This is a genomic window from Sulfitobacter guttiformis (genome assembly GCF_003610455.1).
In the GTDB taxonomy this organism is placed as follows: domain Bacteria; phylum Pseudomonadota; class Alphaproteobacteria; order Rhodobacterales; family Rhodobacteraceae; genus Sulfitobacter; species Sulfitobacter guttiformis.
On record NZ_RAQK01000001.1, the window covers coordinates 863,529 to 876,366 of the forward strand.

12 protein-coding genes are annotated in these 12,838 nt (G+C 59.1%); 3 read left to right on the plus strand and 9 right to left on the minus strand.

The window, feature by feature from the left end:
* Positions 1-43: 43 nt before the first annotated feature.
* From C8N30_RS04105 to C8N30_RS04120, 4 genes are all read right to left on the minus strand, one after another.
* Positions 44-1,234, minus strand: coding sequence for an APC family permease (locus C8N30_RS04105; RefSeq protein WP_025063230.1), 1,191 nt, complete (start codon positions 1,232-1,234; stop codon positions 44-46).
* Positions 1,235-1,371: 137 nt separating this feature from the next.
* Positions 1,372-2,043, minus strand: coding sequence for a Hint domain-containing protein (locus C8N30_RS04110; protein ID WP_170151158.1), 672 nt, complete (start codon positions 2,041-2,043; stop codon positions 1,372-1,374).
* Between the two features lie 205 nt (positions 2,044-2,248).
* On the minus strand, positions 2,249-2,899 hold the full coding sequence (locus C8N30_RS04115; protein ID WP_025063232.1) for a sulfotransferase family 2 domain-containing protein: 651 nt from the start codon (positions 2,897-2,899) through the stop codon (positions 2,249-2,251).
* On the minus strand, positions 2,896-3,837 hold the full coding sequence (locus tag C8N30_RS04120; RefSeq protein ID WP_025063233.1) for a DMT family transporter: 942 nt from the start codon (positions 3,835-3,837) through the stop codon (positions 2,896-2,898). Before C8N30_RS04120 ends, C8N30_RS04115 begins: the two co-directional genes overlap by 4 nt.
* Before the next feature lie 136 nt (positions 3,838-3,973).
* On the opposite strand from C8N30_RS04120, the gene C8N30_RS04125 reads away from it, so the two are divergent.
* The 3 genes from C8N30_RS04125 (at position 3,974) to C8N30_RS04135 (ending at position 7,604) form a co-directional block, all read left to right on the plus strand.
* Entirely contained in the window at positions 3,974-5,599 is a 1,626-nt protein-coding gene (locus tag C8N30_RS04125) for an AMP-binding protein (RefSeq protein ID WP_025063234.1), read from the plus strand.
* A 278-nt stretch (positions 5,600-5,877) separates the two neighbouring features.
* Positions 5,878-6,891: a hypothetical protein gene (locus tag C8N30_RS04130; protein WP_025063235.1), complete on the plus strand. Its 1,014-nt coding sequence runs from the start codon at positions 5,878-5,880 to the stop codon at positions 6,889-6,891.
* Positions 6,858-7,604, plus strand: a complete 747-nt coding sequence (locus tag C8N30_RS04135) for an SGNH/GDSL hydrolase family protein (RefSeq protein ID WP_084273608.1) — start codon at positions 6,858-6,860, stop codon at positions 7,602-7,604. The genes C8N30_RS04130 and C8N30_RS04135 overlap by 34 nt, the downstream gene beginning before the upstream one ends.
* A 15-nt stretch (positions 7,605-7,619) precedes the next feature.
* Here C8N30_RS04135 and C8N30_RS04140 read toward each other — a convergent pair whose 3' ends face one another.
* From C8N30_RS04140 to C8N30_RS04160, 5 genes are all read right to left on the minus strand, one after another.
* Positions 7,620-8,999 carry an SPOR domain-containing protein gene (locus tag C8N30_RS04140; protein ID WP_025063237.1) on the minus strand — a complete coding sequence of 460 codons (1,380 nt, stop codon included), beginning with the start codon at positions 8,997-8,999 and terminating at the stop codon, positions 7,620-7,622.
* 218 nt (positions 9,000-9,217) lie between these two features.
* Positions 9,218-9,853, minus strand: a complete 636-nt coding sequence (upp, locus tag C8N30_RS04145) for a uracil phosphoribosyltransferase (protein WP_025063238.1) — start codon at positions 9,851-9,853, stop codon at positions 9,218-9,220.
* Between the two features lie 15 nt (positions 9,854-9,868).
* A complete protein-coding gene (locus C8N30_RS04150) occupies positions 9,869-11,071 on the minus strand; it encodes a phosphopentomutase (protein ID WP_025063239.1) in 1,203 nt (400 codons plus the stop codon).
* On the minus strand, positions 11,071-12,375 hold the full coding sequence (locus C8N30_RS04155; protein WP_025063240.1) for a thymidine phosphorylase: 1,305 nt from the start codon (positions 12,373-12,375) through the stop codon (positions 11,071-11,073). The genes C8N30_RS04150 and C8N30_RS04155 overlap by 1 nt, the downstream gene beginning before the upstream one ends.
* Positions 12,376-12,768: a cytidine deaminase gene (locus C8N30_RS04160; RefSeq protein WP_269667562.1), complete on the minus strand. Its 393-nt coding sequence runs from the start codon at positions 12,766-12,768 to the stop codon at positions 12,376-12,378.
* Positions 12,769-12,838 lie beyond the last annotated feature (70 nt).

Genomic DNA, 12,838 nt, shown 5'->3' on the forward strand with positions numbered 1-12,838 from the left:
AGGCACAAGTAAAGGGGCGCTTCGGCGCCCCTTTTTATATCCGCTATTCTGCGGATTCCCCGAAAACGGCAATTAAAATGCCCAGCATCGCGAGCATGGCAAAAAGAACCGCTTTCTTACGCGCTGAAGGGTGTGCCGCAGCCCTACGTGCGGCGATAAATGATTGTAATGCGTAATAAATCGCGAAAGCCCGCGAGGCATATCCAATGATCTCAAAAACGCTAAATGCCCAAGTTAGGACCAGACCGCAGGCGACTAGCACGCTATAGCCCGCGCGCGCCGACAACCGGCCCCGCGTCAGTTCAGTCAGCAACCCGCCCGATCCGTTGGTATCCGCCACCGCCGCGCTAAACTGCGCGCTCATAGCCGCAACAAGAAGCAATGCAGGTAGTATGGGCGCAATAACCGACGTCATTCCGATGATCGAAGTCTCGTTCAACGCGGCAGCATCAGGAACAATCGAAAAACATAAAAGCGTGATGTATATCAGATAGATCGCCGTAGAAATACCTTGGGCCAACCGCATCGAACGAACCCTCGTCACCGCATCGTATTCTGCCCCAAGATAGCGCGATGTCTCAAATCCCTGCACCGTTACCAGCAGCCCGAAGGCGAGAAGAATGCCCTCCACCGGTCCCAACTGCACGGGCTGGACAACCAATGCATGCGCCATGCTAAGGGAGGAAAAGTACCATCCGAGCCCAAACAGTAATCCGGCGACAATCGATAATTTCAATCCGACCGCTAGTAGCTCCAACCGCTCAAGCGCGCTGAATCCACGGGTCCATCCCACACCGAGGATGATCACAAACACACCCGTCGTGATGAGCTTTGCAAGGTCGGGACCACCCTGCGGGATCAGAGTCGCCGCGAAAGAGCCCAACAAGTTCAGATAGTAAGCCACCGAAATGACATAGGCCAAGGCAAGCGCCCATGACGCGGCCACCTCCACCGGGTGGTGGCTCCCTTCTGAGCTGGTCCGGTCCAGATAGGCGATGTTGAACCTGATCGCGCTACCAAATAGATAGGCAACCGCACAAAGGCCAGCCATCACCAGCGGTGCCCATGCGCCGAAGGAGCTGCTCAGGATTGGCCCCAGAACCAGAAACCCGCTACCGATGATCGAGGCCAGCGGCGTAATTGCCGCCCGCCACAACGGCGCACGTGCCAGCGGTGGATAGAGCAATACAGCTGCTACTGCACCGCAGACCATCAAAATCAACAGGCTCAACATCTCGCAGGCTCCGGCATGGAATATCAACTTACTGGTACCTACGACCGCGTACGCCGGAATAGAACCAAAAAGAAAGGGCCGCAAAAGCCACCCTTCTTGCACCCATGAAGGCGAATTGAATAGCTGGACAGGAAAATTTACAAAGCCGCGTAAAATTCCGTGTTCTCGACAGGAATCATCATATGATCCTCAATATAGATCATATCGACCAACTCTTCCGCCTTTTCGCCGCTGAGCACCTGATAGGTTGGCTCGCCCGCCTCAAGAAATTTATCCAGCGTCGACATATCACAGGGACAGTGGATCAGCGCACCCCCTTCGGCATAAATCACTTCGTCATGGGCGAAATACACTGCAACCAGTTCAACCTTGTGCATCGGCTGGCGCTGGCGGATACCGCGCAACCCTACGAGGCTGATAGCAGTAAGAACCGCGAAAGGATCGCCATGCACGTCCTGCGCGGCATCACTTTCGACCATAATGCCCTGATCAGGCAGCAAAGTCAGCTCTTCGCGATTACCAAGCGCATTCACAGGAATAACGACGGGCCAGAGGGTTTCAGCGCTTTCGGGTGCATCAAGCCACATATGGGCGCGGCGAATTTCCGTGATCTCCTGCATGCCATGATCGAATGTCAGCACCTTGTCACCAACCGCCAGCGCATCTATCGCGCGCCAGCCCAGATTGCTGGCTACCCGCGTGCCCACCATCAAACCGTGATTGAGTGTATCCAGACCACCATCATAAGCACCGCTCATTTCGAGGATGCGGTGTGTCGGCTCTTGCGCCTTGAAACCTATTCCAAACATTTCATCGTCCCCTTGGTGTGCAGCCTCGTTGGGTTGCCGTATTTTGTTAGCTGCACCCAATTGGCGCGATTCGTAGGGCAACCAAGAGCCATCAATGGGGCAGACTTGGGGCATTGTCCCTGTTCACTCGATAATTCGCACCAAACCCTCAAGATTTGGTTGAAAACGTGAACAATACAGCGAGGCGTGAGTGGAATGATCCTCATCAGACGTCAAAACTGTAGTCAAACCGCGCAATATCGACAGCGCATATGTCAGCGACCTGTTCGCGGCTGCGCTCGGTATAGGTCTCACGATAATTTCCGTTGCGCGCGCTGCGGTTCACATGCGGGATATCAAGTGTCAGACCCAGATGTGCCTCCAGCGGCGCGATATCATGCGCCAGGTGCTCCAGCCGAATGAAAATATCCGCCCGCTCTATCCCCTGCGCATCGGTGACATAGGAGGCTGCGGGTGCGTTCGCGAAACTTTGTGCGGTTAGAGGCGCGCCTACAAATTCCTCGAATGGCAGTGTCTTGGCCATCGCAACAGACGGATGATCGAATTGCTGCACTTTTAACCAATGATAATAGCTGACCATCCGGTCCCACGGATTGCGCACCAAGGTAAAGATAAACAGATCGTCCAACTCGTCCGCCGTCAATAGCCCGTCCAAATCCGCGAGAGTGCTATGCTTCCATAATCGTCCGGCCGCAGTCACACCTTCAAGCCGTTTGCGCCGCTTGCGTGCCTTTGGTGTGTCGCCCAACATAATGTCGTCCTTCATTGCACGCGCCTCCAGCGCCAGCGCCATCGAGGTGCCGCCGGTTTTTGGCGCGTGGATGAAAAGGTATCGCCGCCCACGGGAAAGGATCATATGCCGTCATCCGGTACTTTCACGGCCCGCACCGGCATCGCCTCGTCGGTGCGCAGAGTGATCACCACGCCTGCAGCAGCTATCAGTGCCATCCCCGCAAGGGCCACTGGCCCTACGGTTTGCCCCCACAACACCCACGCCCAAAAACTGGCAAAGACCAGCAGGGAATATTCGAACACCGCCACATACCCTGCCTCGCCCAGCAGGTAGCCCCGAAAAATCAATCCGATGCCAATGATGGACCCCACCGCCTGCACCGCGATCCAAAACCACATCGAAGCCGTCAGCGGCACCCAGCCCCGTGCCACAAACCCGTCAAACCCTTCGGGTCCACCCGCGGGCAACAGCAACAGGCCTACAGCGCCAAACACTGCCAGCGTTCCAAAAAAACCTGCCGACAGTGCAATCGTACTCTCGTCTGCACACCACAGGCGCGTCACCACCGCCCCGATGGCATAAAGAAACCCGGCCACAATCGGTGCAAAAGCTACAGGATCAAGGGCGTTTGGGTCAGGCTGGATCACCAGCAGCGCTCCGAAAAATCCAGCGAGCACAGCTCCGGTCCGCACCTTTCCGACCCTCTCACCCAAAAACAGAACCGAGATCAGCAGCACAAACATCGGAGCGGTAAACAGTCCCGCAACAACCACCCCGATGGGCAGAACAGATAAACAACCGAAATAGATCAGCATCGCGCTGGCAGGAAATAGCGACCGCGCCATCACGGCCTTCCAGCGTAGGGGCCGGATCACGCCAATCCCTGCCGCAGCAACGGCCGCCAGCAATATCACCGCCAGAGCGCCGCGCAGCATATGAAACTGCCATAATGATCCGGTCTCGGAGATATAGGGCACAAAATTATCCGTGATCCCGAGTGCAAACATCCCCCCCAGCACCGACACAGCCGCAAGGCCGGGTTTTAATCCCGTATCGCTCATCCGCTCTCACTCTCCCCGCGCACCTGCGCATCTTGTGCATTTCATATTCCCTCCCCCTGCATATCGTGCTCAAATGTTTGTGCAATGATTTGGTGAGGCGCACAGGCGCAGACCAATGAAACGGGGGGGATTGCAGATGGGCTGGATGCGCGACGAGACCGGGCTGGACAAATGTGCCGCCAATTATGTGCCGCTTACCCCATTGTCCCATTTGCGCCGTGCCGCGGACGTGTTCGCCGGCCGCATTGCAGTAGTGCATGGCGACCATCGCGTTACCTATGCGCAGTATTATGATCGCTGCACCCGCCTTGCCTCTGCCCTCGCCGCGATGGGCGTAAAATCAGGCGATGTGGTGGCCACTTTGCTGCCGAACACCCCGGCACAGGCCGAAGCGCATTTTGGCGTACCCGCCTGCGGCGCGGTCCTGAACACGATAAATACACGTCTCGATGTGGATACTGTCACCTATATTTTCGATCACGGCGGCGCATCTGTCGTCCTCGTGGATACACAGTTTATCGAGTTGGCCGAGGCAGCGGCAGCGCGCCTCGAGACGCCGCCACATGTGATCGAAGTGCCCGATGCCGCCGCAGGTTTCCCCGCCACAGGCCGCCATCCCGCATATGAGGATATTATCGCTGCCGCAGACCCCGTGTTCGAATGGCACATGCCGCAGGACGAATGGGAGAGCCTCGCGCTCAACTACACTTCCGGCACCACAGGACGACCCAAGGGCGTGGTCTATCACCACCGTGGAGCGTATCTGATGACTATGGGCACAGTGGTGTCGTGGCGCATGGTCCTTCATCCTGTGTTCATGCAGATCGTCCCCCTGTTCCATTGCAATGGCTGGAACCATACGTGGCTCATGCCCCTGATCGGCGGTACGCTGGTATGTGCCCGCGACATTACGGCAAAGGCGATCTTTGATGCCATCGCCGACGAAGGCGTAACCCATTTCGGTGGTGCGCCTATCGTTCTTAACATGATGGTCAACGCAAGTGCCGACGAGCGCCGCGAATTCTCCCACCTTGTTGAGGTCGTCACCGCAGGTGCGCCCCCCGCGCCCGCAACATTGGGCAAGTTCGAGGCGTTGGGATTTAACGTGACACATGTCTATGGCCTGACTGAAACCTATGGCCACGTCACTGAATGTATCTGGCGCGAGGAGGAATGGGGCACACTCGACAAACCCGCCCGCGCCGCTGTCAAATCCCGTCAGGGTGTTGCCTATCCGATGATGGAGCATATCACCGTACTCGATGCGAAGATGGCGCAGGTGCCCCGCGATGCCACAACGCAGGGCGAGATCATGATCCGCGGAAACTCGGTGATGAAAGGCTACCTCAAAAACCCCTCCGCTACGCAAGAGGCATTTTCCGGAGGTTATTTCCACTCCGGTGATATCGCCGTACAGCACCCTGACGGCTATATACAAATCTCCGACCGCGCCAAAGACATCATTATTTCCGGCGGCGAGAATATCTCTTCGGTCGAAGTGGAAGCCACACTTATGGCGCATGATGCCGTGATGCTGGCCGCTGTCGTCGCAAAGCCTGATGATAAATGGGGCGAAGTGCCTTGCGCCTTTGTCGAACTGAAAGCGGGAGTAGAAATCGACGAGGCCACGCTCATCGCCTTTACACGCGAAACCCTTGCTGGGTTTAAAGCGCCCAAGCGGGTGGTTTTTCAGGAACTCCCCAAAACCTCGACGGGGAAGATCCAGAAGTTCGAACTGCGAAAACTCGCCGCGGCCCTGTGATCATCGCCAGACCGGAGCCTGATGCCCGTGCTGCGCTAAACTAGCCGACTGCCCCTCCTGAAGGAAAGCAGCGCTGCGGATGATAGCCGCGCCATTGGCGGCTGCTTGGCACATCAGACAGACCAAGACCGCATATCAGGACGAGTGATACGGGATGCTAGCTCCCGTTTTACGACCGGTTCAGACAGAACAGCGTGATGCATATCACTCTGGCCCCCATTGCCCTGCCCTGCCCACCTGTTAATGTGGCATGATAACAGGCCCGAGCAGCGCATAAAATGACGGCACTAACGAAATACGATCGCCTTGAGGCCACAGGCCTGTGGCGCCCTGATCCTGACGGTCAGCGGCGGGAGGTAATTGTATCCATCGGAAATGCGACGCTGGTTATCACAGACATGAACGATCAGGCGATCACGCACTGGTCCCTCGCAGCCGTGGCGCGGGCTGAAACAGGCAACACCGCCGCAATTTACCATCCCGATGGCGACGAGGGCGAAACGCTTGAGTTGCCAGAGCACGAGCGTGAAATGATCGAAGCGATCGAGAGTTTGCGGCAGGTCATTGCCAAATCCCGCCCGCGCCCGGGTCGCCTCCGCTGGCTGGGGGTCACGTTGTCGATCTCGGCGGTGGCAGCGGTTGTTCTTCTGTGGCTTCCGGGCGCAATGCGCGATAACACGCTACGTGTCGTGCCTCAGGTAAAGCGCGAGCAGCTAGGCGTGGCCTTGATGGACCGGATGCAACGGGTCACCGGCCCCATGTGCAACAGCGCCCCCGGCTTGCGTGCCCTGCGGCGCTTGGGCGCGCGGCTTGATACACCAAAACTGGCAGTTGTGCCATCGCTTGGCCGCCCCGCCCTCCACTTACCCGGCGGTGTAATCGTACTTGACCGCTCTGTGTTCGAAGATTGGGAGGAACCGGATGTCTCGGCCGGATACATCCTCGCCGAACTCGCACTTCAGGTTGAAAAAGACCCGCTGTCCGATCTGCTGGACGGTGTCGGCCCGTGGGAAAACTTCCGCCTGCTCACCACCGGTGAGATTTCAGGCAAAGCCCTTGATAGCTATGCCGAACATCTGATGACAGCGCCCGCCCGCGATCCTGACACCACCAATCTGCTGGCTCTTTTCGAGGGATCCGACGTGCCCGCGACCCCCTATGCCCGCGCCCGCGACCTTACTGGCGAAAGCGTGCTGCCCCTGATTGAGGGCGATCCGATGCAGGGCCGCCAAACCGAACCGTTGTTACAAGACGCAACATGGCTACGTCTCCAAAATCTTTGCGGCGGATGATCCTGCTGGACGCCTGCGCTACCATCGTGCTGTCTCCCGTGCTGCTGTTTCAGGCCTTTCGGCTGCGCAAACGTGCCTTGCGCTTGCCCGAAGCAGAAGGGCCGCGCAGCGGATGCACCGGCAAAGGGCCTGCGCTGAACCTGCTTATTGTAGGGGACAGCTCTGCCGCAGGTGTGGGTGCGCAGACGCAAAACGATGCTTTGGCCGGAAAGCTGACAGCTCGGTTGGGGCGCGATAGAACAGTGCAATGGCATCTGATCGCTGCAACGGGAGCCACTACGCCCGGTACACTCGCCCGCCTCAGATCCACAGCCCTACCTCCCGCTGATGTGGTGGTGCTCGTGCTGGGCGTCAACGACGTCACACGCGGCAGAGCGCAATTTGCATGGCTGCGCTGTCACAGCACTTTGCGTGCGCTGCTAAGGTGCGAGACAGGGGCGCGGCATCTTTATATCTGCCAGATCCCGCCTTTGGGCGATTTCCCATTGCTGCCCAATCCGCTGCGCTGGATCTTGGGCCGCAGAGCGCTGAGGTTCGACGCCGCCCTCGCCCGCGCATTGCGAGACGAGCCTGGCACAACTCATGTCATGCTACCCGATAAACTGGATCCGGCAGACATGGCCATCGACGGTTTTCATCCCGGTCCCGTTATCTATGCCTCATGGTCAAACGAAATGGCCCGCCAGATCTTATCCGACGGGCCAAAAAGTTAGTTCGGTAATATTGGTCTAGCGCGCGAATGCACTGTAACCCGCACCGCGCAGCCTGCTCACGGCGCGGCTCACATCGCCCTGACCACCAAACGGGCCAGCAATCACCAGCCGTGTCGTCAGGCCGTCACGGGTGTAGCGACCGATACGCACCGGCATGCCCATCTGTTGCACTTTGCGGGCCATCTGTTGAGCTGCGGCAGGGTCGGTGAACGCCCCGACCTGTACAAAACCGCGACCGGCAACTTGCGCCTTGGGCTGGGCGTTCGCCTTGGGCGCTACTGTCTGCGGCGCGGAGCGGGAGGAATAGACCGGCTGCCGCTGAACCGTTGCGACACGTGCTTGAGCCGGCTCCGGCTGCACGACCCCGCGCACATTGCGCACCAGACGTTTGAGCGTGCGGCCATTGCGCTTAACGATCGTCACTTCGCCGAATTCACGCTGTTGGGCCGCATAATCAGTATATGGGTAAACCAGTGGCACCGATGCTGTAACATCACGGCCATCGGCCTGATTAATCAACCGGCGCGGCACCGACGATGTCCAAACAAGGTTCATTGCGTAGTGACCAGCCAGCGATTGTTCGGCGCGTTTCGGATTCAGGCGGCCGTCTTCCCAAACACGCTTGTACCCATGGGGCACGGTAACGTTCGTCGTGTTCACACGGTTTACCGCGACATGGCGTGGCACAATACGGGTGTTCGGGCCGACAGTGACCGGCTGCGAAGCGGCACTCTTCGACACGCTTGCAACCACAGCACTGCGCGGTGCTGGCGTGTGGGGGATGCGGGAGCCTATGATAGATGCTGTTTGTGGACCGCATCGCACGGCATACCGGCCACTGCGCAGATATTGACCGCTGATCGCAGATGCACCCGGACAGGCGGATGCGCCCTGCTGTACTTGCGCAACTTGCGGCGCAGGCACCATTACCGGAGCCGGCTGCACAACCTTCTCAACAATCGGCGCAGGCGCGCGGGCTACCTGACGCACCACTTTCGGGGCGGGCTGCGCCTTGGGGCGGGCCTGCACAACGGGTGCGGGGCGCGGCTGTGGTGCGGGCGCGCGTACCGCGGAAGCTGCTGGAGGATTGGTAATCTGTACAACTTCGGCAGTTTGCACCGGCGCGGCGGGCGCTTGGGTCACCTGGCCGGCAAACGTAGGCTTGAAACCACAGATCGACTGGCGTGATCGTGATATACGCGGCACCCATGATACGAGACCGTCAATACCTGCACGAATGAATACACAGCCCTTGCTGTCAACGTATTGCTTGCCCAAAAAGGATGCTGGCGGGAATTCCGCCGGCTGGTTATCGACACGGCTCTGGGCGGATGCGGCAGCTGCGCCCAGAGTGCCGGAAATGATAGCGATTACGACAAGTCTGGTAAGTTTCATTCGTGCCCCCACTGGATGTAGTGGTCAGAATGTCAAAACACGCTGGGCGAGTAAAGCGGTCGCTTCAACAATCGCCACAATTTCGCCACATTATCATTGATCTACGAACACAGCGCGCGGGTTTGCGCCTACAGGCTGTGGATAAACCCCAGAGTGTTGCGGCCCGTGTGACGGATCGCAAGGAATCAATATGATTTTCCGGTATTGGGGCAATGACGCTATTTCGTGCCGAACATACGGTCGCCCGCATCACCAAGACCCGGTACAATATAGCCCAACTCGTTGAGCTTTTCATCCACTGCCGCCGTGACAATCGGAACATCGGGATGCGCCTCTTTCATGCGCGCAATGCCCTCCGGTGCTGCCAGCAGGCACAAAAACAGAAGGTTGTTCGCCCCTGCCTCTTTCAAAAGATCAATCGCCGCAACAGATGAATTTCCTGTGGCCAGCATCGGGTCCACAGCAATCACCAGCCGGTCGTCGAGGCCCTCAGGCACCTTGAAGTAATATTGCACCGGTTGCAGCGTTTCCTCGTCACGGTAGAGCCCGACAAATCCCACACGCGCCGAGGGGATCAACTCCAGCACTCCGTCCAGCAGGCCGTTGCCCGCCCGCAGGATCGAGATCAACGCCAGCTTCTTACCGTCCAGCGTGGGCGCGTCCATCATCTGCATCGGTGTCTCGATCCGCTTGGTCGTCATGGCCAGATTTCGCGTCACCTCATATGCCAGCAACTGACTTATCTCGCGCAGCAGTTGCCGGAACACTGCTGTTGGCGTCTCTTTATCACGCATAATCGTCAGTTTGTGCTGGACCAGCGGGTGGTCCACGACTGTGAGGTGTTGGTCGTTCATGTCCGGCTCCTTGAGTTATCGGGGAACCTCTACCCCGAGATGACCGGCAACAAAAGCCGCCACATCCGCAAATCCGATATGACCCTCCGCGCCTAGCATCCCCGTGCCAAGGCCCGCCACCAGAACCGGCACCCGCTCGCGGGTGTGGTCCGTCCCGGCCCATGTAGGATCATTGCCGTGATCTGCCGTGAGTACCATTATGTCACCCTCGCGCATCTGCGCAATGACCGCGCCGATTTCCGCGTCAAACCATTCAAGCGCGCAGGCATAGCCCGATACATCACGCCGATGGCCAAACACGCTGTCAAACTCGACAAAATTGGCGAATGTCAGACTGCCCTCGGGCGCATCACGCACCAGATCGCCCAAATGATCCATCAGCACCGCATCGGTGCCTTTGCGCACCTCGTCAAACCCTTGCATGGAGAAGATATCGCCGATCTTCCCCACTGCAAATGTTGCACGCCCTGCGGCCTGCACCCAATTACTCAGCACCGGACGCGGCGGCATGATCGCAAAATCACGGCGGTTGGGCGTTCGGACAAAACCGGCATCAGCGCTGCCCACGAAGGGCCGCGCAATCACACGCCCCACCTTTTGCGCATGGAGGGTAGGCGCAATATCCGCACAAAGCTTCAGAAGGCGCTCCAGCCCGAATATTTCCTCATGCGCGGCAATCTGGAACACACTGTCGGCGGAGGTATAGCAAATGGGCCAGCCACTGCGCATATGCTCGGCGCCCAGTCCTTCGATGATGGCGGTGCCAGGCGCGTGACAATTGCCCAAAATGCCTTCAATCCCCGCTGCAGCACAGACATGAGCAATGAGTTCCGCATCGAACGACCCTTCGGTGCGCTCAAAAAATTTCCACTCCCACGGCACGGGCAGGCCCGCCAGTTCCCAATGGCCCGATGGCGTATCCTTGCCTTTCGAGACCTCGGTTGCGGCCGCCCAAGTACCCTCTAAAGGCACGTTGAAAGCTTCAATCTCTAGACCGCTCGCCGCTTTGATTGCGGCTCCCAGACCAAGCCGCGCCAGATGCGGCAGCTTGAGTGCGCCGCTCCGCCCTTCCTCGGCGCGCCCTGCCGCACAAGCCTGTGCAATGTGGCCCAACGTGTTTGCACCCGTATCCGGCAACTCCCCGTTGAAAAAGCTGCCCGCATCAGGCGCGCCACCAATCCCCACGGAATCCATCACAACAAGAAAAGCCCGCCCCATCAGCCTACGTGCTCCACAATAAGTTCTGGTAAGGGCAAGGCCGCGGCGCCCAGCGTGATCGCCGCCTGTACCGCAACCAGCGCCCGATCTGCCTGTTCTGGACGTGCTGCATGAACCACCGCAAGCGCCTGACCTTGTTCGACCCATGTGCCAAGGCGCACCACCCGTGACAGGCCAACAGCAGGATCGACAGGATCACTCTCGATAACCCGCCCGCCGCCAAGAGCAACCACAGCAAGGCCCAACGCCTCCCCGTTGATGGCCTGCACATAGCCAGCGACCGGCGCCTTGACCTCGCGCATTACCGTTGCCTCCGGCAAAAACCGCTGCCAGTCCTCGACGAAGCGAACCGGCCCGCCGAGGGCTGCAATCATTGCGCCGAAGCGCTCTGCCGCATGTCCGTCCGCAATCGCAGCACTGATCATCAAAGCACCCGCCTGCGCATCCTTTGCCAGCCCCGCATTGGCCAGCAACACACCGCCCAGCACCGCGCACAGCTCAACTATGGGGCCCTTTACGTCGCCGCGCAGAACCTGCATCACCTCCGACACCTCCAGCGCATTACCAAGGCTCGGGACCAAAGGCTGGCCCATATCGCTGATCACAGCCCGTGTAGGACAGCCTGCCGCATTCGCGGTCCGCACCAGCGCCTGCGCAAGCGCGCGCGCGGCAGCGATGTCCTTCATAAACGCGCCCGACCCCACTTTGACATCCAGCACCAGACCGTCCAGCCCTGCGGCAAGCTTCTTGCTCAGGATCGAGGCGGTAATAAGATCGAGGCTGTCCACAGTGGCGGTCACATCGCGCACCGCATAGAGGCGACGGTCCGCAGGGGCGATATCACCCGTCGCACCTACGATGGCGCAACCGACCTGATCCACAATCCGCCGTAACCGCACCTCATCGAGCATCACGCCCACACCGGGGATCGCCTCCATCTTGTCCAGCGTTCCGCCCGTATGCCCCAACCCGCGCCCCGAAATCATCGGCACATACGCGCCACAAGCGGCCAAAGCAGGTGCAAGGATCAGACTTACGCAATCTCCCACGCCGCCGGTGGAGTGTTTATCGAGCACAGGCCTGTCCAGATCCCATGTCAGTACCTGACCTGAAGCGCACATGCCGCGCGTCAGCGCCACGCGCCCCGCCTCGTCCAGACCGTTGCGGCAAACGCCCATGGCAAATGCACCCGCCTGCGCCGCGCTCAACGTCTGGTCGGCAAGCGCACCGGCGACCCACGTTAATTCCTCGGGGCTCAAGGCGATGTCATGACGCAGCTTGGCCAGAATACTCCGCGCCTCCATTTAACGCCCCAGAAACGAAGAATCGAATGCCCCGGGCAGCAGCGCGGAAATGCTCATCGCCTCCTCGACGCCCTCGACCGTTGCCATGGTCACCACAACATCGCCTGCGCCGAACTCCGCCAGCTTTTGGCGGCAGCCACCACACGGCGTCACGGGAAGAGGTGAACCCGCAACCACATAGCCTTCGGTAAATGATGTCTCGCCCGCGGCGACCATTGCAGCAATCGCACCCGCTTCCGCGCAAGTACCCTCTGGATAGGCGACATTCTCGACGTTGCAGCCGCGATATATGGTGCCAGATGCCCCGCGCAACGCTGCTCCCACCTTGAAATTGGAATAGGGCGCATGCGCGTTCATCCGCACCGCCATCGCTGCTTCTCTCAAATCACTCACTGGAATCTCCCGCTTATTGGCCTTCCACCCTAGCCCTGCTTGATCCAAGATGCGAAGGGTTTTCGTGTCT

Bases quoted from the DNA above. Each gene is read 5' to 3' on its own strand.
- C8N30_RS04105 (WP_025063230.1), bottom strand. From the start codon at position 1,234: ATGTTGAGCCTGTTGATTTTGATGGTCTGCGGTGCAGTAGCAGCTGTA.
- C8N30_RS04110 (WP_170151158.1), bottom strand. From the start codon at position 2,043: ATGTTTGGAATAGGTTTCAAGGCGCAAGAGCCGACACACCGCATCCTC.
- C8N30_RS04115 (WP_025063232.1), bottom strand. From the start codon at position 2,899: ATGATCCTTTCCCGTGGGCGGCGATACCTTTTCATCCACGCGCCAAAA.
- C8N30_RS04120 (WP_025063233.1), bottom strand. From the start codon at position 3,837: ATGAGCGATACGGGATTAAAACCCGGCCTTGCGGCTGTGTCGGTGCTG.
- C8N30_RS04125 (WP_025063234.1), top strand. From the start codon at position 3,974: ATGGGCTGGATGCGCGACGAGACCGGGCTGGACAAATGTGCCGCCAAT.
- C8N30_RS04130 (WP_025063235.1), top strand. From the start codon at position 5,878: ATGACGGCACTAACGAAATACGATCGCCTTGAGGCCACAGGCCTGTGG.
- C8N30_RS04135 (WP_084273608.1), top strand. From the start codon at position 6,858: ATGGCTACGTCTCCAAAATCTTTGCGGCGGATGATCCTGCTGGACGCC.
- C8N30_RS04140 (WP_025063237.1), bottom strand. From the start codon at position 8,999: ATGAAACTTACCAGACTTGTCGTAATCGCTATCATTTCCGGCACTCTG.
- upp (WP_025063238.1), bottom strand. From the start codon at position 9,853: ATGAACGACCAACACCTCACAGTCGTGGACCACCCGCTGGTCCAGCAC.
- C8N30_RS04150 (WP_025063239.1), bottom strand. From the start codon at position 11,071: ATGGGGCGGGCTTTTCTTGTTGTGATGGATTCCGTGGGGATTGGTGGC.
- C8N30_RS04155 (WP_025063240.1), bottom strand. From the start codon at position 12,375: ATGGAGGCGCGGAGTATTCTGGCCAAGCTGCGTCATGACATCGCCTTG.